The organism is Xanthobacter sp. AM11 (assembly GCF_047444035.1).
Lineage (GTDB): Bacteria > Pseudomonadota > Alphaproteobacteria > Rhizobiales > Xanthobacteraceae > Xanthobacter.
Window position 1 is genome coordinate 3,151,211 of record NZ_JBLAOA010000001.1, and the last position, 20,704, is coordinate 3,171,914.

Genomic DNA, 20,704 nt, shown 5'->3' on the forward strand with positions numbered 1-20,704 from the left:
AATGAAGATTCTGCTTCTCGGGCTGAATTATACCCCGGAAGTGGTGGGTATTGCTGTCTATAGCTCAGAATTGGCGGAAGCTCTGGTTCGCCGCGGCCATGACGTGCAGGTGGTGGCGGGCAAGCCCTATTACCCGTCCTGGAGCGTTGCCGAGGGGTTTCGCGGCGGCTGGATGCGGCGGGGACTGGAGAATGGCGTCGATTTGACGCGCGTTGCCCATTATGTGCCGGCCACCCCTTCGGGCGCACGTCGAATCCTCCATCATGCCTCATTTGCGCTGTCGAGCCTGATCCCCACGCTTTCGCGCGCCCTTCGCCATCGTCCCGATGTGGTGCTCACCGTTGCTCCTTCGCTCATCGCCGCTCCGGTGGCGCGGCTCGCCGCGCTGCTGTGCGGGGCGAAGACGTGGCTGCACATCCAGGATTTCGAGGTGGAGGCGGCCATGGCCACCGGCCTGGTCGGAGGAGAAGGCTTCGCCGCGCGGGCGGCGCGTGGGTTCGAGCATGGCACCATCGGCCTGTTCGACCGCGTCAGCTCCATTTCCCCCGCCATGTGCAGGAAACTGGCGGAGAAGGGCGTGCCGCTGGAGCGCATCGTAGAATTCCGGAACTGGGCGGACATCGGCAGCATCCGTCCGCTGACCGGTCCCTCCTCCTACCGGGCGGAGTGGAACGTCACCACCCCCCACGTGGCGCTTTATTCCGGCAACATCGCCAACAAGCAGGGCATCGACATCGTTGTCGCCGCGGCGCGCCGGCTGCGGCACCGGAGCGACCTGACCTTTATCGTCTGCGGCGAGGGCCCGAACCGGGCTAACCTTATGAGCCAGGCGTCGGACCTCACCAACATCCAGTTTCATGATCTGCAGCCCAAGGAGCGGCTCGGTGATCTGCTGGGGCTGGCGAGCGTGCATCTGCTGCCGCAGCTCGGCTCCGCGGCCGATCTGGTACTCCCATCCAAGCTCACCAACATGCTGGCTTCGGGGCGCGCGGTGGTGGCGACGGCGCATCCCGGCACGGGGCTGGCCGACGAGGTGGAAGGATGCGGCCGCGTGGTCGCGCCCGAGGATGAGACCGCCTTTGCCGACGCCATCGAGGGCCTGCTCGACGATGATGGGGCGCGCACAGCCTACGCCCAAGTCGCTCGGCTTCGCGCGGAACAGCGCTGGGAGCGCGAGGCGATCATCGGAGGATTGGAAAACCAGCTCGCGCTTCTGGTGTCAGCGGGGATCAAAACGTGATCCTGCAGTCAAAACTGGTCAATCTTGCTCTGCTCATCCTTGGATTCGGCCTCGGGCAGGGCAGCCTTTTTGCTGCAAATACTTTCCTATTCTGGAATGGAAACTATGACCTCGTGGCAAATTTCGGAGCTGCGAATGCTCTTGTCACGTTCGCATACTTCATCGGCGACTGGGGTGGTCTCGTTTACCTTGCCAAGGAAACGGTCGTGCGCGTGCAAGGCCGCCGTCCCGTCGAGGCCAGCTATCTTGCGTTGAGCCTCATACGGCTGCTGGTGGCGACGCTGTTCTTCGCCGGTTTCATCATTTATCAGGTGAGCCAGCCACCGAGCTTCTTTGCCGAGTACAGCCGGTTCGCCAGCCTCGGATTGTTCGCCTATGCCTTCAATGTGAATGGCCTCCTTGACGGTACGTCGCGTGCGGGCATATCGGGCCTAACCCAGGCATTGCCTGTGGTTCTGGCGGCAATCGTGCTGCCGTTCTGTGTCGCGGTCGATCCCATTGTCGCGGGCCGGATTCTCGGGTCTGTCTATGCGGTCGGCATGTTCATGGCCATTGCGATCCAGCTTGCGGCCGTGGCGCCCAATAGGGAGCGCGCCCTTCAGGGCTTTTCCCTGTCGACCATCTGGGCGGTTGGTCGCGAATCCCTTTCCTATATGTTGGCTCCCCTGCCGGGACATGCGCTGTTTCGTGTCCAGGTGATGTTGGCAACGACATTCTTGTCCCCTCTGCTTACCGCCTTGTTCCTTTATGTCCGGCAGTTTGTGGGGATTGGGTATCAATGGCTTGGGTTTTTCCTGCGCGTCGATTTGAAGGATTTCTCGGCTTATCTCGTGCAGAAAAAGCCGACCTTCATCGCAGTTCTCCGTGAGTCCATGGTAATTCGTCACGGGGCGGCTGGAACATTGGGCCTTTGCGGGCTTGCGTTGGTTCTGCTTCCCTGGCGGCCGGATCTCGCTTGGGGGTTGTTGATCTACTCTCCGTGCATTCTGGCGAGCTCAATAGCGACGACGTTGCAGAGGGTGTTTCTCCTCCAAAGCCGCGGCACCGAGAATGTGATCATCCTCACCTCTGTCGCGGTCATGTCGTGTCTGGTGATGTTTCCGTTCGTGGACACGCTGGCGATCTGGCCGCTTGTGGGCATCGAATTGCTGAGCCAGGTCCTCCAGAGCGGCATCTTCGCGGGGCGGTGGCGGCTCGGCATTCCTGAGAGCGGGGGGGGCGACAAATGACCGGCGCCGGCCATAGGTCAGCCACGTCAAAGCTGCGCGACATGTTGAAGTCCCATTCCTGGGGCATGGTAGGGACGGCAGGGTTTGTATCAGCGCGCATCGGGCCGGATCCGAGGTGCGCTGGGGACGTACCTGCCATTTGCTGCGGTGTCGGTGAAGGCAGCGGCTAAAGTGACACTATACCATGAACTGAACTTGTAGACTTGCTGCAGATTAATTCGCAATACTGGCTGGATGGAGGGGTTGATTGGGGGGGCGCAGTCGGCATGTCGGGCGGGTGCCGTTGATGCGCAGGGGGCTGAACTGGTAAGTGTTGGTCTGAGGGCATGCGCTGAGTTTCAGCTATGCATCCTTGCGAAGAGTGGAGCCTGCTTCCTGCGCACATCCGGGCGGTGCTTTTAAGCTCGGTATTTGCTGTAGTACGAGGATTGAATATGGCTAAAGTGCTGTTGATGATTGCATATTTTATTCTGAATGTCGCGTTTGCGCGCGACGTCGCAATCGTCTTATTCACCCTCCCCATATTTGCAATGATTTTGTTCTTTTCAACGAGAGAAACGGCGCGGTACCTTCAGCCGAGCGACGTGATCTGGCTATGCTTCTACCTGTTTTTCGTCATCGTACCTATTCAGTCGTTTGATTCGGGATATTTTGACTTTGGGCGTCCGACGACAGGAATTTACTTTTCTTATTGGGAGGTCGCGTCAGCGTTCGCGATCGTAGGCATTTTCATTCTTGTTTTCGGGACGTTGTATTCCGAGCGTGTCTCGCCGGACGCCGGCGGTTCGAAACCCCATGTCGAGGTGAGTTCAATCGCCTTCATTGTATTCATTCTGTTGGCTATGGTCTCTTTTGTTGGATTTATCGGCGCCTCGGGGGGGCTCGGGAGTGTGCTGGCACCCCGGAACGAGAAGACAGGAGAGGTGGTTGTCGGCGTGACGACCGTGACGCTGGCATGCCAGGTGGTGTTCACGCAGATTGCGTTCGCGGCGTGGCTTCAGACCCGGCGCTTCGGCCTGGTCGGCCTGTCTTTGGTTATTCTGCTGTTCTTGATAATGGCAGTGAGTCAGAATCCTTTCAATACGGCGCGTTTTTTCCTTATCTCCACCTGGGTTCCGATCGTTCTTATCGCCCTCCGTGGTCGCGTTGTGGCGACAACCTATTATATCGTTTCTTTTTTCGCCATCATCATTATCATGCCAATTCTCAGCTTGACGACAAGAGTTGGTAATGTTGATCTTAGCGAAACAAGTATTTTTGATCTTGTGTCGAATGCAATACAATTACAATTCATGGACGTATTTGATACCCTTTGTGCGTTGGTTTCGATTTTGGAGGATGTGGATTACAATTATGGCCATAAGACCCTATCGTTGATTTTCTTTTTTATTCCGCGCGCGGTATGGGCTGCAAAAGCAACGCTGACCGGATTGGATGTTGGAGAATATCTGTATTTCGCAAAAGTCGCCGGGACAGCAAACCTTTCTATGTTCGTCGCCGGTGATTTTTATGCAGATTTAGGCTTTATCGGCGTTGCAATAGGTGCAGCCAGCGTGGCGCTGTTTGTTCGCTGGTTCTTTATCAAAAGGGCGTACCTCATTGCCGGGCAGTCGATCAAAGCATATATATTTATTGCTTTCTTGCCGATCCTAATTCGAGGCCCCCTAGGGGCGACGGTGGGCCTCATTTTTGTGGAATTGTTGGTTCTTAGTTGTGTCACCTGGGTGCTTGATCGTGCGGGGCGTGCCACCAAGGGCTTCGGAGGAGGTGGGATGATGCGTCAGAGATTGGTCGGCCATCCGGTGCGGCGCACTGCGATGATGCTTCCGCTTGTCGTTGCATTTCTCGGGGCTTCTGTGAAAGGCGCGTTCGCCGATGCGCCGGTGGTCTTCTGGGCGAGCGACCCCGTGACGGCGGGAGAAATCGCCTTTGTTGCCGGGGCCGATTTCGGCGAGGCTAAGGCGATCGAAGTTCGCCGCCTCAGTGACGCGCCCAACGAAGAAAGCCAGGGGCCGAGCATTTCCATCGCGCCGCTCGAGGTGTCCGATGCCTCGCTCAAGGTCCGCATCCCGCCGGAGCTTGGGGCCGGTGTGTATGAGGTGCGACTGGCGTCGGCGGACGGCTCCGTGAAGTTCCTCCTCAACGCACCGACCATCTACTGGGTGCATGGGGATCAGGGGCAGACGGCAAGCCCCGGCGGCTGGCTGCGCATTATGGGGCGCAACATCGTTCGATCGGGACAGGCGTATCTTTCCCTGGTTGACCCCACGCGCCACACGGAGGTCGCGCGGCTGAAGCCGGTGGATGGCGGCCTGTGGGATGCGCAATTCACGCTTCCGGCAGATCTCGCGGACAGGGAATATGAGGTGCAGCTTTGGAACGGGCAGGGCGACGCCGCTGCCGTTCGTTCGGCGCGAATTGTGGTGCGGCAACCGGACGCGATGCCTGCGACAACGATAAGCCTCAGGGATTTCGGGGCTGTTGGAGACGGACTCGCGGACGATATGCCGGCGGTTGAGCGCGCCCTGGCGCAACTGCGCGCGCAGGGAGGGGGCACGCTTTTCGTGCCAAGGGGCGTCTTTCACCTTTCCGGCGAGATCAAGATGCCGCGCAAGTCGCGGCTGCGTGGCGAAGACCGTGAGCTTTCTGTTCTGATGCTGAAGAACCAACCTTCTCCGCCGGAGGCGTTCATCTCTGGCGAAAGTGACTTTTCCATCGAGAACCTCACGATTCTCGCGGCTAATCACTGGCACATCATCTCTGGAGGCCTTTCAGGCGATATTTCCAGCGCGAAGAACATAAAAGTTGATAGCGTTACAATTCGCGCATCTTTTTATCGGGAGCATCTGAAGCCGGATCGCATTCTGGAAAGGTATCTTAAGTCCATTTCAGTGCCAGGAAATGGACCAGATGCAATCCGGATGCGTGGAGATGGCATATCTATCGAAAATTCGGATATTTATAGTTCAGTTAGGTCTATATTTATACCTGATTCAAAGTTTATTATTATAAGGAATAATAAAATAAATAATGGACGTCGCGGCTGGTATTCGATTTCTCGGTCGTCTGAAATAATATTTGAAGGCAATGCGATCAATGGCGCTGATTTGCAGGCGTCCGGCGGCGGCATAAATACGCTTTACGGCGAAAAGCGGCAGATTTCGAGGAATGTAATTTTCAAAGGCAATGACGTCTCTAATTTTAACGGCATGGACGGCGAGGCTATGACGGCGGATGGACCGGGCGGCTGTTATTGGGGCGCCGTGAGGTTCAGGAAGGGCCAGAATGTGGCCGATCTGCTTCCCGCAGAGGGCACGGGTGCCAAGGAAAATTGCGATGCTGGCGCTCTGATGGTTGTAGACGGGCGAGGTAAGGGGGCATTTGCCCTGGTCCAATCGGTTGAGGCGCGGTCTGTTCATCTTGACCGCGTCATGACTGTCGATTCAGGTGAGGATACCATTGCGGTCATCGTTCCGGTGCATATGCGCTATCTTGGCATCGGCAATAGGGGCATCGATACGGGAACTTTTCTTCAGTCGTTTGGTGGCGCCCTGGAACAAGTTTTTGCCGATAACAAATCTGTCCGTTCTGGAGGTTACAGCATTTGGGCTGGAGAGTATGGCGGGTATCCGCAGGCCAGTTTTTATTCGCAGATGATTCGTAATCAGACAAGGGCAGGATATTATTCGGGGCTATATATTTACAAGGGGGCGACCTCGCTGGTTCGCGTTTACAACGATGCTCCACTAAAATACCTGTTCCCGTTGGTTCGGGGGATCGTGATCAGGGGAAATCAGCTCGAAGGAAATGCGAACATATATGTGGGATCGCGTATAGGGCGCGCTGTTCCTTCGTCGATAGTAGATGTGATCGTTGAGGGTAATCGGATTGCGAAGAATGACGTGGGGATCGAAATCGGGCGCGGGGCATCGGGGGTGCTTATCGATGGTAACCATTTCGATGACGTGCGCCAGCCGATTCTCGACCTGTCGCTCAGGCGTGTGCCCGGTCGATCCGGCGCGCAATAGGGGTGGCACCCAACTATGACGGAGGGCGAACGGTTCGATGGTGCGCACATCATCGTCATCAAAAGGTGTCAGGTCGCTGTTATCGGGAGCGAGGTGGAAGGTCAATGAGGAAACTAGGGATGCCCGATAGCCGCCGAGCGAAGGTCGGGCAGCTCGTACCTATGGTGGCATGGTTTGGTCGCGAACCGGTGGCAGCGCGGCAGGGCGTCTGCAGTCTGGCCGCAAATGGGCGCTGGATGATCGATGGGCCGGCACGTGCTGCCGCGGAGGTCGGGCTGAAGTGCCGGACCGGCCGCGCTTGGCCGGGGGATGGGGCGCAGTGGGGAGCTTCTTCCCGCCATAGCCCTTCGCCAAGGGTTGGGCACGACGGCCTCGCCGGCGATCTTGCCCTGCCTCTCCACATGCCGGGCCTGCTGCACCTTCAGGCTCTCACGGTTCACCCGAGGCGCGCGAACGCGCAGCGCCCCGATGGTGTGCATGAGCGCCTGGCCCCGCCCTCCTGGCGCGGCTTTGGGTCTGCTCCGGCATCGGTCGACCTGCGTCGTTTCCTGCGCTCGACAGGGGTGATTAAGGGGCGTCGGGTCGATACAGGCCGCGGACGGCAGGCGTTGGCGTCCAGCACCGCTGCCACCACCATCCACAATTCTGTCCGGTCGCTGACCATTTTCCAAATCCCAGGTCGGTCCATGGGGGCGCGTAGCGATCGGACCGGAAAAGGCATCTCCCTGTCGGTCGGTCAGGTCGGCGCGACGGCGGGTAGTCTGGAGAATTGCCGCGCCAGGCTGTACCGCGGCGGCGCCGATCAAGCGCGCGGCGCGACCGGTGCTTTTGTCTTTCGGGGCGGGATCAAGGAGCCGGCACAATCGCTGCGGGAAGCCGGGGCTGGCGGGGCACGGCCGAGGCTGACTGAGGAAATCACCGGTTCGGATGAATTGGAGACGGGTGCCGCCGGGCACATGTGTCCCGCGGGCCCGATCCTTGAGCGCCGAGGGTTGGCGGGGTTCGCCCTGAGGTGGATGCGCGCACGCCGCTTGGCGGGACACGCCACCTTGCTCGCGGCCGCCCGTGACCTTGCGAACAACAGACATCTACGTGGCGTCGCTGGCCGGAAAGCCCGCAGGGTCGCTGCATTCCCAGATTTTCGGAGCCTGCGATGAAGTCCCTGCGCATCGGCCTTCTGACGTACCATTTCAGCGATAATTTCGGCGCCGTGCTGCAGGCGTACGGCTTGCGGGCTTGGCTTATGGAGCAGGGACACCGGGTTGAGTTCATTCCCTACCACCCCAAGTACGTGGAGGAGGGAGGCGACTTCATCCGGCCTTGGGATCCGCGGATGGGGAAAGTGAATGCCAAGATCGCCTACCTGAAGCTATCCACCCTGCAGCGCCGGATCTTTGGCAACCGCCAGCAAGCCGCTGCTTTCGACGCATTCCGCCGCGACGCGCTCGGCATCACCGGCACGACGCTGGTGACGAAGGCCGAGGTGGAGGCCTATCTGCAGCGGCAGTCAGAGCCCTTCGACCTCATCAGTGTCGGCAGCGACCAGATCTGGAACCCCTCCGATCAGTATGGCCTCGATCCTGTTTACTTTGGGGCTATGGAGGTGGGCCACAAGACGAGGCGCATCTCCTACGCGCCTAGCTTCGGGCGTGATTCGCTCGATGAGCGCTTCATTCCGATGGCGCAGCAGTTCCTCCGGCATCTCGATGATATTTCGGTGCGCGAGGCCAGCGGGGCTGAATTGGTGGAGAAGCTGACGGGGCGCGCGGTGACCTGTGTGCCTGATCCGACTTTTCTGCTGCGCCATTTCTCCAAGATCGTGGCCGAAGCGGAGCTGGTGGAACCCGACCAGGTTTTCTGCTACGCGCTGCGTAATAGCGTCGGGATCCGTGAGGTCACCGAGATGATCGGGAAGGAACTGGCAACCGGCATCATCTCTCCCTACAATGCGCACCGTCGGTGGAAGGAAATCGGAAGAACCATTCATCCATCGCCCAAGGGGTGGCTCTCCACTATTCAGAAATCGCGGTTTGTCGTCACCAATTCGTTCCACGGAACGGCCTTTGCAATTCTGCTTCAGCGGCCATTCATCGTGGTTGGACTTCCGGGAACGAAAAGCAGTCTCAATGCGCGCGCGCGTCACTTGCTCGCAAGTGTTGGGCTTAGCAATAGATTTGTGGCTGATGGCAACCTGAATGCGGCTCGAGACATGCTTGGGCAGGAGATCGACTGGCTGGCGGTCGACCAGCGTGTTGCGGAGATCCAGTCTGTCGGAGTTGGGTTTCTCACGCGGCAGATCGAGCTCGCGGGAGGCTGACCTCTGCGACACAGGTTTTTTTGTTGTGCCTCGCACCATAATATCGACCGGAGACTACGATGACGAGTATGGCCATTGATGCGACGGAACAGCCGGCGGCTCCTTCTGTCATGATAGATCTCCTGCGTCGAGAGGGCATTCCCTTCGAAGAGGGGGTGGACCTGACCGTCTTCACCTATATGAAGACTGGCGGCGTCGCACATCTGGTTATATATCCGAACACCACAGAGCATCTGCGGCTTGCCATCAACGCGCTGCGCGCACAGAAACTGCGGTTCAAGGTTGTCGGAAATACATCGAATTTACTGTTCCTTGATAATACAGACTATTCGATTTTGGTTTGCACCGTTCGGCTTACGAATCTGCTCTATTCGAAGGAAAAGGGGCTGTTGATTGCCGATTGCGGCGTGACAATCCCGGATCTGGCGCGCAGAGCGCTGCTGGAATGCGTTGACGGCTTCGAGGGTTTCGAAGGCATCCCCGGGACGCTTGGCGGCGGGATTTTCATGAACGCCGGGGCGTACGGATATGAACTGAAGGATCTCCTTGTTAAGGCCGATATCATCGACCGCGATGGTCAGATGCGGACGGTGGATGCCAAGGAACTCGGTCTGGCGCATCGCACCTCGATCATGCGGTCCGCTCCGAATGACTGGATCGTCGCGACCCTTTATTTTCGCGCGACGAAGGGGGACCCTGCCGTCATCTATAGCAAGATGGAACTATTCCACGCAAAGAGACATAAGTATACAGAATATATGTATCCTAATCTCGGAAGCATTTTTTCTGGGTCGCCCTACCGTGCCATGAGCCGGAAGGATGTTGTCTTCCGCATCTACGCTGCATTGTACTATTTCTTCGGGTACAAGCTGAAGATCTTTCGGCGCGAATCTCCAATCAACCGCAAGTGGCTCAACGATATTGCGGTGGCGCGCTTCAATATACGATATGACTTGCAGCCCTTTTCCGATAAGACAATCAATTGTCTGGTGAATAGAGGTCAGGGAACGGATGAGATGGTTCGGTTCATCCGGGAGCTGGATCAACTTTCCGACGGCCGCATTCCCCTCGAAAATGAGATTGTCGATGGCTTTTGAACCGTCCCTGTCGCCGCCTCCCGTGGCAAAGGAGCGGCTTTATGTCGACACGATTCCGCGGGGAGAGCGCCTGCGCCGGCTGCTATGGGAATTCGTCTATCTCCTGTTCTTTCGGCCGACGCCGCGTTTCGCCCTGGAGGCCTGGCGCATCTTTCTGCTCCGCGCATTCGGCGCGCAGATCGGAAAGGGGTGTCGCGTCGCGCCATCGTGCAAGATCTGGGCACCTTGGCATTTGACGCTCGGGGACTATGTCTGTCTCGCTGCCGATGTCGATTGCTACACCATGGCGCGCATCGCAGTGGGGGACTACTGCACGATCAGTCAGCGGTCATTTCTCTGCACGGGGTCGCACGACATATCCGAACTTGCGCGGCCGCTGATCACCGCCCCGATTTCAATTGGTCCCCACAGCTGGGTTTGCGCCGAGGCGTTTGTCGCCCCGGGGATTGCCGTCGGTGAGGGGGCCGTCGTCGCCGCTCGGGCGGTCGTCACCAGAGACGTTCCGCCTTGGACGGTTGTGGCCGGAAACCCGGCACGTTCCATTAAGGCTCGATCGCTTCGCTCTGCGGCCCGATCATGACTAACTTTTTGGAAGGCCCGCATGTCGACACCAACGGCTCTCACGATCGTTATTCTTACCCGCAATGAAGAGATGCATATCGCGCGCTGTATGGCCGCGGTTGCGTCGCTTGGGGCACGCATTGTCATTGTTGATTCCGGTTCCACAGACCGAACCGTCGCTATAGCTCAAGAGCTCGGCGCCGACGTCTTGCATAATCGCTTTGTCAATTATGCGACCCAGTTTCAATGGGCGCTCGACAATGCTGCGATCACGTCGGACTGGATCATGCGCCTCGACGCAGATGAGGTCATCGAGCCTGATCTGGTCGCGCAGATACAAACCGAACTGCCAAAGCTTGCGAGTGATGTCGCCGGGGTGAACCTTAACCGTAAGCACATCTTCCTGGGTCGCTGGGTTCGGCACGGCGGTCGCTTCCCGCTCGTGCTGCTGCGCATTTGGCGGCGGGGACAAGGTCGCATCGAAAACCGTTGGATGGATGAGCATATGATCGTCTGGGGTGGCCGGACGGTGTCGTTCGATGGCGGCTTCGCCGATTTCAACTTGAACGATCTCACATTCTTCACGGACAAGCACAACAAGTACGCAACCCGTGAGGCTATTGACGTCCTCAATCAGAAGTACGGCTTTTTCGCGCGAGACGAATCCTTGTCCACGGAATCGGCCTCCTTCCAAGCCTCGGCGAAGCGTTTCGTCAAAGAGCGTGTCTATAACAAGGCGCCGTTCTGGGTCGGACCGTTCGGGTATTTCCTGTTCAGATACTTCATTCAACTCGGCTTCCTTGATGGAAGTGAAGGGCTCATCTACCACTTCCTGCAGGGATTTTGGTACCGCTTTTTGGTCGGCGCCAAGGTGCTGGAGTTGGAGCGGGAAATCGCCGGCCTTGCGAGCATGGACGCAAAACTCGCGCGATTGCGCCAAGTGACAGGGCTCGCTCTTTGATCGGTAACGGACGTGGCTGATCCCCTGCCACGGCGATCGCCGCGGCGGGGCTGGATTGGTCCATTGGGGATAGCAGTCGCATGTCAGTCTTGGTCGCTGGCGGTGCCGGATACATTGGAAGCCATACGGTCCTCGCCCTCACAGACCGTGGCGAGGACGTTGTTGTTCTCGATGATTTGTCCACCGGCTTTACTTGGGCGGTCCCGGAGCGCGCGCGCCTGGTGGTGGGCGATGTGGGCGACCAGGAACTGGTCAACGGGCTCGTCACCGAGGCGGGCATTACCGAGATCATCCATTTCGCTGCCCGGATCGTCGTGCCGGAATCGGTCGCCGATCCGCTTGGCTATTATCTCGGCAATACGGTGAAGACCCGTGCGTTGCTTGAGGCAGCGCTGAAAGCAGGTGTTAAGCGGGTGATCTTCTCGTCCACCGCGGCGGTCTATGGTGAGCCGCGGGTGGACGTGATCGCGGAGAGCCAGCCGACTGCCCCGATCAATCCTTACGGCCGCTCAAAGCTGATGAGTGAGTGGATGCTGGCGGACGCCGCGCGTGCCCACGGGCTCGCTTTTACGGTATTGCGCTATTTCAACGTGGCCGGCGCCGATCCCGAGGGGCGCTCCGGCCAATCGTCCCGCCAGGCGACCCATCTCATCAAGGTTGCCTGCCAAGCGGCAGCGGGCGAGCGGCCGGGGATCGAAGTGTTCGGTACGGATTACCCCACGCCCGACGGCACGTGTGTCCGCGACTATATCCACGTTTCAGACCTAGCGAGCGCCCATGTGGCAGCGCTGCAGCGCCTGCGCACCGGTGGTGAAAACCTGACGCTGAACTGCGGCTACGGACGCGGATATTCGGTGAAGGACGTGCTGGACGTGGTGAAGCAGGTTTCCGGCGTTGATTTTCCGGTGACGCTTTCGCCGCGTCGCGCGGGCGATCCGGCATGCCTTGTAGCCAGGGCGAGCGAAATCCGCGCTCAGCTCGGCTGGGAGCCGCAGCTGGACGACCTCGCCACCATTGTCCGCCACGCGCTTGCATGGGAGAAGGCCCTGGCGCACCGGCGGGCTGCTGAGCGGTCGGGGGCCATGCCATAAGTGAGTATCGTGAAGTCTTGTGTTCCGCACCCGGCAGGTGCGATGATGATGAAGGGAGACCATCTGTCGCACGAGGTCGAGCTGGAGCGTATTGATGCGCTCTTGCGCGCCGCAGTATCGTCGGTTGCAGCTTGCGCGAACTGGTGGCGCTTCGGTGTGGTGCGCCCCTTTGGTGGCGCCGTGGGGGATGATGGGCGGGCCAAGCGTGCCGATTGCGCCGTTGAGGAAGTAAAGCTAGCCTATGAAGCTAAGATTTATCCTTGGTGCGGTGCTGGCAATCCTTGGCCTCGCGTCGGCTTTGACGCTTCTGGATTCGATCCTTTGGGTTGCAGATGAACTAAACTTCTTTCGGCCCGCGTTTTTTTCCGCCAGCGTTGCCGTGTTTTTGGGGGCGCTGGCGACGCGCAGCCGGCGCCTTATCTCCTTCACTTTGGTTCTGGTCGCCTTCAATGCGCTGCCGCTCGTCCTGCGCACTATCCCCGTGTCATCACCTGCCGCGGAAGGGACGCAGAGCGTCAGGGTGATGTCGGCCAATGTTCTGGTCACGAACACCGACTACGCCGCGTTTCGCCGCCTTGTCTCCCTGATCCGGCCGGATGTGCTCCTGACTCAGGAGGCCACGGGCGACTGGCCCCATGCCCTGAAAGAGATCGCTTTTCTCCCCTACTGGGCCACGGAGCCGGGCTCCAGGGCCGGGCTTCTTATCGGCGGAATTCAAATTGTAAGCCGCTTCCCGCTGGAAGTGACGCGCTTCTACCCGCTCGCCGGTGGAAATTCCAACCCGGTTTCGCGGGAGGTGGCCGCGCGGGTGACGGTTCGGCGACCTGGGAGCAAGCCTTTCGTCATCTTCGCCATCCACCCGCCAAGCCCGCGCAGTTTCCTCGAATGGCAGCGCCGGGAACTCTATCTCGATGAGATTGTAAGGCGTGTCGGACTCGAGGCGGTGGGAACGAGCGTCCTGGTGGTCGGCGACTGGAATACGCCACCCTGGTCGCCGCTATTGCGCAGATTTGCGCGCGAAACCGGCCTCGTCGCGACGGAGGCGCTGCCGTGGCCGTCCGCCACCCGCATTCTTGCTTCTGTTGCGGGCGTGAGCCTGCTCGGCAGTCCGATAGACCGGATCATGGCTTCGAAGGAGGTGGGCCTCTCAGCCCTCCATCTGGGAGCCGCCTTTGGCTCCGACCACCGCCCCGTCTATGCCGACCTTACGATCCCCTGAACGGCCGTCACGCTGTCCGTCTTCAGCGGCGCTCTCGTGGCCGCCTTGAATGCTGCGCCGCCTTCGTTGCACTCGGTGTTCAGGCGACAGGGCGCGGCCCAGTCCCACGCCGACGATGGCAAGGCAGACGATCAGATAGCCGGGGATCTGCAATGAGAAATCGATGCTGGAGTGAAGCACGCCGAGAAGGCCAACCAGCAGACCCGCAAGGATGAACGGGTCGCTCGGCCGGCGGATCGCGCCCCTGAGCAGGATCGTCGCCACGACCACAGAGAAGGCGATGACGGTGAGTGCCAGAGGAATTCCCCCCTCGAAAGCCAGTTCGAGGGGGGTGCTATGGCCGATATTGAAGTGCCCCGCACCCGGGATACTCTCATCGCGCAGAGGCGAAAAGCTCAGGGAGAAACTGCCCAGGCCGTATCCGAGCCAGGGCCGCTCGAGGGTGGCAGCGGCCATGATGGCATAGGCCTCAGTGCGCCCGGACTTGAACCCGGTCACCGTTTGGCGTTCAAGCCAAGCGTCGCCGGAGAGGCTGAAGATGATTGAAACGAACACCAAGATTGCAATTCCCGAACCGATCATCTGATTGCGCCGTCGGGGCATTCTGAGAAGGATCGTTCCAGCCGCGAGGGCAAATGTCAGCGCAACACCCGCGCGGGACAGGGTGAGCGGCAGAAGCATGAGCAACAGTAGAGCCGCTACTGCAATCGCGTACCGCCCCTTGGACTCCCCAAGCTGCTCCCCGATCGACCGAAAGCCTGCGGTCCGGCGGTCTAATTTGACCGAGGTGACGAGAAGTGCGAAGGCTGCGAGAAACGCCGAACCCAGATAAGTGGCGCTCGTATTCTTGCTGATAAAGAACACAGTGAGCGCGCCACCTTGGGGGTTTGATCTGAAGTCTTCGATGCCGAGCAGGTAGGCGATAAAGGCGATGATCACCAAGAGCGTTGCGGAATATATGAATGATCGAACCAAGCGTTCGGAGGCCCGGGCATTTTTTCCGACCGCCATCCCCGCCACCACTAACAGGCTAGCGAGCAGGGGGCGGCCGAGAAAGCGCAAGGGGGAGCCATCCACCGAGCCGCTGCGGGCGGGGATCTCGATCTGCAGCAATTCCGCGGCCTGCGACCAGGTGGCGAGTGGAGCGGGCCCGGGTGAAATGGACTGCAGCACCGCAACCGCGCCATATGCCGCCAGCATGATGGCGAGGCCCAGAAACAGCAGGACATCAGCCCGCCGCATGGCGCTGTAAGAGGCAAGAACAACGCAGATGATGCCTGCGGCAGTCCACACCTGCACCCAGATCTGGCCGGCAGAGCCATCGGGTACGGGCGCGAGAATGACCATGGCGATAAATAGGAAAAGACTCAGTCGCGAAGTGAGCCCCTGCTTCGCCTCTCCGCGCATCGGCGACCCCGAAGGGGTGCCGCGCGGAGCAACGGCCCGTTCGCCCTCATTTTCAATGGTATCTTGCATCGACACAGCCTGCCCGCAAAAAGTGCCTTCCGAAAGTGCTGCCGCCACTCCGCCCGCGGGCGCGTGGTGACGGGCCCCAGGGTGAGATCCGTCTTAACTCGATCATATCATGTGTCCCGGAATGGATTACGGCCCCGCCCGACACATTGAAGAGATGCGCTTCCTCTTCCTCCTGATCCGCGGGGAGGTCTGTCGCTCCAGCCGCCCATCATCCCAAAGTAATTCGACAAAAGTGGAAAAACGCTGCGTCCAGAGTTATGAAAAGTCCTTGGCCTGGAGCGGGTTTGTTGGTCGACGAAATAAATATCCACTTTCTGTATTTAGTCCCAAGGCCTGCGGCCCCGCGGAGGCACACGTGGAAGATTTATGTCGCCGCCTTCGTTGCGGATGTGCTCCGCAATGGATTTTTGATCTCGGTCCGGCTTTGTTGCGATGATATCGCGCAGGAAGGCGCGTTGTTCGTCATTCCCGGCAATGTAATAATTTGCCACAGTTGACGGAAAGCCGGCGTCAATGAGCCAGTTCAGCTGGCGCAACAGCTGCATCCGCGCCGGCTGATCAATGTTGGGATAAAGCGACAGGAGCAGATCCACGCGCTGCTGGAATGCCCAAGATGCCAGCGGGCCCGTCTGAAACGACATATTCATTAGGGCGTTAAATCTTGTTGTATTGTCGTTTCGTAGGAATTCTACAACCGCAAGGACGGCCCAGCTCACGCTGGAGTTTGGGTTGCATGTCACGCCCTTCCGGGCAAACATCTCGGCGCTCGAGAGCAGGCGATCCGCCTCGTCCGCATTGTTCGCATCGAAGGCGAAGCGTAGCCGACCCAACTCGATGATTGCGAGGTCCTGAAAGGCCCTGGGGTTGCACGTCGCGCCCTCAAGCTGGCGAGACGCCTGTTGGCCGACGTTTTCCAAGGTGGAAGCGTCGAATGTTTCGCCATCCATGAGGCTCGTGGCAACCTGTTCCAGGTCGATAAGGGCAATTGCCGTCGAAATGGGCTCCGTGGTGGTGAGCCAAATGCCGGCAGCTACGGCCACGAGCGAAGCCAGAAGTCGTGCGATAATTGGCGAACGACGCCCTTCCTTCCTCTTCAGGGAGGTGTGGGGAGGCTCTTTATGCATCGGGGCTCCCTGTGGCCAACCCTGCTCAGTCTTGGCCATAAGTAGCATAATACCGATGGTAGTAATATTGCTTTCCGTACCCTTCAAGATGTCGCATGGATCGGACGTCGACCTTGTTAAGAACGCAGCCCAGGAGCTTAGTGTAGACGTTCGGGGCGCCCTGCAGAGTATTTACAATGATATCCCTGTTTGTCGCATTCCAGCCGATGATATAAACGTATCCGTCGATAAGGTGGGTTGAGGCGAAAACGTCAACCACGGGTGCCAGGGGTGGAAGGTCGACAATCAGGTAGTCTGTGGACGCTTTAAGCTTTGCGAACAGCTCCGACATCTTTTCGGAGGCGAGGATCTCGCTGGTGTGGGCAATCTCGCTCGGCACCACCGCGGGAATCACGGTGAGCTTGGTCAGTGGATCGATAATCGCCACCTCCTCGAAGGTGGCGTGGCCCAGAACAAGTTCGATGATTCCGACCTTGGCTTCAGGGGCCAGTCGCCGCGATAGCGACGGGTTGCGCAAGTCGCAATCGATCAACACGCAGCGCTGGCCGGAGTGGGCGATCAACTGGGCGAGGTTGGCCGAAACGGTCGATTTTCCCTCCTTGGGGAGGGTCGAAATGACGCCGATCACCTTGGCGCCATTTCGGAGAATGGAGACGTCGGCGGTGACCTTCACCGAGCGCAGGGTCTCGGCAAATCGTGAGAATGGGTCGGATACGGCCTGGCGCATGATGCCGGAGTTGCTGACGAGCGCGCTTTGCCCCGGCGTTGCAATGTTGGCTCCACCCACCGGTATCATTGGAAGCACGCCTAGGCAATCCGAACCGAGATAGCGCTCGATATCATCGGGCACCCGGAACGTGCGGTTCATGTTTTCACGCAGGTAGGCGAGGCACATGCCGAGAAACAGGCCGATGAACAGGCTGCCGCCGATTAACAAGGACTTCTTCGGGTGGGAGGCCCGCAGCGGCTGGGTTGCATCTGTAATGACACGCGCTTCGGTGATGGGAAAGGACTGCTGCTGCGTTGCCTGCATGAACCGCTGCAGGAAATTGTCGTAAAGGGCACGGTAGGATTGCGAGGTGCTTTCAAGTTCACGCAAATCCACCTGCGCGCGGCTGGTCGTCTTGGCCTGGGTGATGAGGTTGTCAAAGCTGCTGGACATGCTTTCCATACGCGCCTTGGCGATCTCAAGGTCGGACTTGTAGGTTTCCGCGATTCGCGACAATTCGTTGAACAGGGCGCGTTGCAGCCCCTTGATCTCGGAACGCAGGTTAACAACCGCAATATGATCGGCACCGTACCGCTTGGACCATTCAGCTTCGCGCTTAACGGCATCGAGATACTGCGTGCGCAAACGGCTGATCACTTCGTTGTTGAGCACGTCGGACACCACCTCATCGCTGGTGCCGGCCAGAATTCCTTCCTTGATGATGCTCGCGACGCGGTCGTAGCGTGCTTGCGCCTCTGCAACCGTCGCGCGGGAATTGGCCAACTGCGTGTTGAGCTCCACCAGTTGCTGTTCAGAGACCAGGCCCCGCGCTGTGTCGATGATGTCATTCTTGGCCTTGAACTCCTGGACCGCACGGTCAGCCGCAAGCGCCTGGTCGCGCAACTCGTTGATGCGGTCCTGAAGCCAAACGCTGGCGCGTCGGGTCGCCTGATACTTGGCCTCCAGCTGATCGACGATATAGGATTCCGCAACCTGATTTGCGGTCTCCGCCGCAAGCTTCGCGTTTGGCGAACGATAGTCGATGCGGATCACAAAGGAGCGGCCGACTCGTTTCACGCTCAGGGCGTCTTCGAATGCGCCCACCAGGCTCCGCTCCAGCTCGAAGTCGCTGGGCTCAGCCGGGCGAAACAGGAACGGGAATATGAAGCCCAGCACCCGCGACACGATCCCGGACTCCTCCTTCTCCGTCTTTGCTTGTTCTACGAGCTTTAACTCCTTGATCACGTTCAAGGCGATGCGCTCGGACTGCAAGATTTGAACCTGGCTGTCCACCATGCCGTCGCTGAGCATCCCGCTCGGGTCCGCCCCCAGCTCGATACCGCGGTTCTGCTGGGTGTCGATCAGAAGTTCCGCCATGGCGGTATATTGCGGGGTGGTAAGAAAACTGTAGAGTGCGGCTAGGCCGACGCAAAGGCCTACCACTCCTGCGATGATCCACTTTTGCCGGCGCACTGTCTGAAGCAATGCCTGCAAGCTCAGGTCAGCGTCTACCGGCAACTTGAAGGCGTTGTCGACGATCGGCTTATCAACTTGCAGCATGCGGAATTTCCCGTTTCCCTTGTCGTCCGTAAAACGCCCGGAGGCCTTGCGCTCCCGAGTTCTCACCCTTCAATACAAAGCATGGTTTCATCGCCAATCCCACAACCGCAGCCAGGATGCCTTTGAATACGAGCTGCCTACTTCACTGCGTGACCGCATCCATGCAAGCGATCGATTTCGAGCTTGAAACCGTGGGCAATCAGACGAAAATTGGCGCTACCGCACGTATTCCCTGGAACCGGATAGTGCCATCGATGTGCAGTCAAAAAGTCATTGTCGACGCTTTCGGGAGTTTAGCAGGGACCCTTTCGCGCTGCAACAAGAATGGGTGGAGCGGGCTCCCGCGATGACGGAGGCGCGCAAGGCAACCAACACCGGTCCGTCCGGGCGGTTGTTGCGGGCGGACGCTGGATCCTCGATGGCGGGTTCGGTCCCGTCGGGCGCTGGGCGTGGCCGGGCAGCATCGGGGGCGCCGCTGCCGACGAGCGTGCCGGGTCGCAGGCGGGCTCGTGGGGGGCGCCCCTAGGGTCACGGCATGCGGCGTTCTGCTGCATTTGATCATTTGTCGTCGAATGTCATTCAACGGTATTGACTCCCGGTGCACACAGGCTGCGTCTTTTGCATGGCTAGGCCTCTCGCGCGCGAACGGCTCATATGGTCCCGCGTCCAAATGAGCGGTAAAGCGTCCTTTAACTTATCAAATAGAGGTGGATTTACTGCCCATGCCGATCCGTCTCGGCGGTTCGGCATTGCCAGATGCCGCTTCAGACCCTTGCATCCTGTGGCGTCCGTTTTGCGCCATTCCATGCGCATGTCCTGCGCTTGCCGTATGTCGCGCGCGATTTCGCCGAACAATGAAGGAATGTTTTTAGTCTATGCTGAAGCGCCTCAGGATTATAGCCTCGGTGGATCCGCGCCATGGCGGCCCCATTGAAGGCATACGCCAGCATGTTCCCTTTCATGCGCAGACCGGGATCGAGGAGCACGTCGTTTCCCTCGATCCGTCCGATGCGCCATGGGTCAAGGAGTTTCCTCTGAAGGTGTTCGCGTGCGGCGAGCCCATGGGAACCCTGCGGGCCTGGGAGGCGCGGATGCTCTGGCGGCGTTACGGCTACCGTCCGGCCTTCCTGCCGTGGCTGAGGGCACATGTGAAGGACTACGATGTGGTCGTCGTGGATGGCTTGTGGCGCTACACCAACCTGGGTGCGCGGAAGGTGCTCGCGCAGTCGGGGGTCCCTTATCTGGTGCTCCCCCACGGAATGCTCGATCCCTGGTTCAAGCAAACCTATCCGATAAAGGGTGCCCTGAAGCAGGTATCTTGGTGGTTCAGCGAAGGGCCTTTGCTGAATAACGCCAACAACGTCCTCTTCACCTGCGAGGAGGAGAAGATACGCGCTCGCGAGTCCTTCGGGCCTTACAGGGTGAAGGAGCGGGTCGTCGCCTTCGGCACTTCGGACCCGGTGATGGACCTTGAGGCCCAGACGCAGGCCTTCCGCGAGAGCATACCCGAGCTCACCAAGCCCTATCTGCTGTTTCTGAGCCGTCTCCACCCCAAGAAGGGCTGCGACCTGCTGCTGGAGGCGTTCGCTGAGGTGTTCGGCGCGCGTGACGACATGGATCTGGTGATGGCTGGCCCGGCTGTGCCCGGATTCGGCAAAGGCCTGAAGGCACAGGCGCTGGCGCTGGGACTCGAAAAGCGCGTCCATTGGCCGGGCATGCTGCAGGGCGCCGCAAAATGGGGAGCGTTCCGCAATGCGGAGGCCTTCGTACTGCCGTCGCACCAGGAGAATTTTGGCATCGTCGTGGCCGAAGCGATGGCATGCAGCCGACCGGTCCTGATCAGCGATAAGGTCAATATCTGGCGCGAAGTCACGGCCGGCGGCGGTGGATTTGCCGATACCGATGATGTTGCTGGCACGGTGCGTTCATTGCGCCGCTTCCTCGCCCTGTCGTCATCGGAGCGGGAGGAAATGGGGCGGCGCGCCCGGCAGAGCTTCTTCGATTTTTTCGAGGTGACACGATCGGTCGAGGCCATCAATGATGCGTGCCGAGAGGCAATCGCTGCCGGCCGGCAGCGGACCTGACGTTGCCT

The 20,704-nt window shown here is 59.3% G+C and carries 12 protein-coding genes and 1 pseudogene; 10 read left to right on the top strand and 3 right to left on the bottom strand.

The window, feature by feature from the left end:
• The first annotated feature begins 1 nt into the window (after window position 1).
• The 9 genes and pseudogenes from ACI7BZ_RS14475 to ACI7BZ_RS14515 all read left to right on the top strand — a co-directional run bounded on the left by ACI7BZ_RS14475 (window position 2) and on the right by ACI7BZ_RS14515 (window position 13,743).
• On the top strand, window positions 2-1,240 hold the full coding sequence (locus tag ACI7BZ_RS14475; RefSeq protein WP_414117882.1) for a WcaI family glycosyltransferase: 1,239 nt from the start codon (window positions 2-4) through the stop codon (window positions 1,238-1,240).
• A complete protein-coding gene (locus ACI7BZ_RS14480; protein ID WP_414117883.1) occupies window positions 1,237-2,469 on the top strand; it encodes a hypothetical protein in 1,233 nt (410 codons plus the stop codon). Before ACI7BZ_RS14475 ends, ACI7BZ_RS14480 begins: the two co-directional genes overlap by 4 nt.
• Before the next feature lie 434 nt (window positions 2,470-2,903).
• Window positions 2,904-6,497, top strand: coding sequence for a glycosyl hydrolase family 28-related protein (locus tag ACI7BZ_RS14485; RefSeq protein ID WP_414117884.1), 3,594 nt, complete (start codon window positions 2,904-2,906; stop codon window positions 6,495-6,497).
• 1,153 nt (window positions 6,498-7,650) lie between these two features.
• The gene (locus ACI7BZ_RS14490; RefSeq protein WP_414117885.1) at window positions 7,651-8,814 is read left to right on the top strand and encodes a polysaccharide pyruvyl transferase family protein; all 1,164 of its coding nucleotides are present in this window, start codon (window positions 7,651-7,653) and stop codon (window positions 8,812-8,814) included.
• A 59-nt stretch (window positions 8,815-8,873) separates the two neighbouring features.
• The gene (locus ACI7BZ_RS14495) at window positions 8,874-9,911 is read left to right on the top strand and encodes an FAD-binding protein (protein WP_414117886.1); all 1,038 of its coding nucleotides are present in this window, start codon (window positions 8,874-8,876) and stop codon (window positions 9,909-9,911) included.
• A gap of 433 nt (window positions 9,912-10,344) precedes the next feature.
• A pseudogene (locus tag ACI7BZ_RS14500) lies at window positions 10,345-10,464 on the top strand (chloramphenicol acetyltransferase); the annotation flags it as partial.
• 48 nt (window positions 10,465-10,512) lie between these two features.
• The gene (locus ACI7BZ_RS14505; RefSeq protein ID WP_414117887.1) at window positions 10,513-11,433 is read left to right on the top strand and encodes a glycosyltransferase family 2 protein; all 921 of its coding nucleotides are present in this window, start codon (window positions 10,513-10,515) and stop codon (window positions 11,431-11,433) included.
• 80 nt (window positions 11,434-11,513) lie between these two features.
• Complete coding sequence (gene galE / locus ACI7BZ_RS14510; protein ID WP_414117888.1) at window positions 11,514-12,524, top strand: UDP-glucose 4-epimerase GalE; 1,011 nt, start codon at window positions 11,514-11,516, stop codon at window positions 12,522-12,524.
• A 241-nt stretch (window positions 12,525-12,765) separates the two neighbouring features.
• Window positions 12,766-13,743, top strand: coding sequence for an endonuclease/exonuclease/phosphatase family protein (locus ACI7BZ_RS14515; RefSeq protein ID WP_414117889.1), 978 nt, complete (start codon window positions 12,766-12,768; stop codon window positions 13,741-13,743).
• On the opposite strand, the gene ACI7BZ_RS14520 is transcribed toward ACI7BZ_RS14515, so the two are convergent.
• The 3 genes from ACI7BZ_RS14520 to ACI7BZ_RS14530 form a co-directional block, all read right to left on the bottom strand.
• Window positions 13,672-15,219 (bottom strand): O-antigen ligase family protein, encoded by a 1,548-nt coding sequence (locus ACI7BZ_RS14520; RefSeq protein WP_414117890.1) that lies wholly within the window; start codon window positions 15,217-15,219, stop codon window positions 13,672-13,674. The genes ACI7BZ_RS14515 and ACI7BZ_RS14520 overlap by 72 nt on opposite strands.
• Before the next feature lie 320 nt (window positions 15,220-15,539).
• Window positions 15,540-16,343, bottom strand: coding sequence for a hypothetical protein (locus ACI7BZ_RS14525; RefSeq protein ID WP_414117891.1), 804 nt, complete (start codon window positions 16,341-16,343; stop codon window positions 15,540-15,542).
• A gap of 25 nt (window positions 16,344-16,368) precedes the next feature.
• Window positions 16,369-18,612 (bottom strand): Wzz/FepE/Etk N-terminal domain-containing protein, encoded by a 2,244-nt coding sequence (locus ACI7BZ_RS14530; protein WP_414117892.1) that lies wholly within the window; start codon window positions 18,610-18,612, stop codon window positions 16,369-16,371.
• 875 nt (window positions 18,613-19,487) lie between these two features.
• Between ACI7BZ_RS14530 and ACI7BZ_RS14535 the strand changes: the two genes are divergently transcribed.
• Window positions 19,488-20,696 (top strand): glycosyltransferase, encoded by a 1,209-nt coding sequence (locus ACI7BZ_RS14535; protein ID WP_414117893.1) that lies wholly within the window; start codon window positions 19,488-19,490, stop codon window positions 20,694-20,696.
• Window positions 20,697-20,704 lie beyond the last annotated feature (8 nt).

Coding starts and splice junctions, on each gene's coding strand:
- ACI7BZ_RS14515 (WP_414117889.1), top strand. CDS start 12,766: ATGAAGCTAAGATTTATCCTTGGTGCGGTGCTGGCAATCCTTGGCCTC.
- ACI7BZ_RS14490 (WP_414117885.1), top strand. CDS start 7,651: ATGAAGTCCCTGCGCATCGGCCTTCTGACGTACCATTTCAGCGATAAT.
- ACI7BZ_RS14505 (WP_414117887.1), top strand. CDS start 10,513: ATGTCGACACCAACGGCTCTCACGATCGTTATTCTTACCCGCAATGAA.
- ACI7BZ_RS14495 (WP_414117886.1), top strand. CDS start 8,874: ATGACGAGTATGGCCATTGATGCGACGGAACAGCCGGCGGCTCCTTCT.
- ACI7BZ_RS14530 (WP_414117892.1), bottom strand. CDS start 18,612: ATGCTGCAAGTTGATAAGCCGATCGTCGACAACGCCTTCAAGTTGCCG.
- galE (WP_414117888.1), top strand. CDS start 11,514: ATGTCAGTCTTGGTCGCTGGCGGTGCCGGATACATTGGAAGCCATACG.
- ACI7BZ_RS14485 (WP_414117884.1), top strand. CDS start 2,904: ATGGCTAAAGTGCTGTTGATGATTGCATATTTTATTCTGAATGTCGCG.
- ACI7BZ_RS14525 (WP_414117891.1), bottom strand. CDS start 16,343: ATGCATAAAGAGCCTCCCCACACCTCCCTGAAGAGGAAGGAAGGGCGT.
- ACI7BZ_RS14520 (WP_414117890.1), bottom strand. CDS start 15,219: ATGCAAGATACCATTGAAAATGAGGGCGAACGGGCCGTTGCTCCGCGC.
- ACI7BZ_RS14535 (WP_414117893.1), top strand. CDS start 19,488: ATGCTGAAGCGCCTCAGGATTATAGCCTCGGTGGATCCGCGCCATGGC.
- ACI7BZ_RS14475 (WP_414117882.1), top strand. CDS start 2: ATGAAGATTCTGCTTCTCGGGCTGAATTATACCCCGGAAGTGGTGGGT.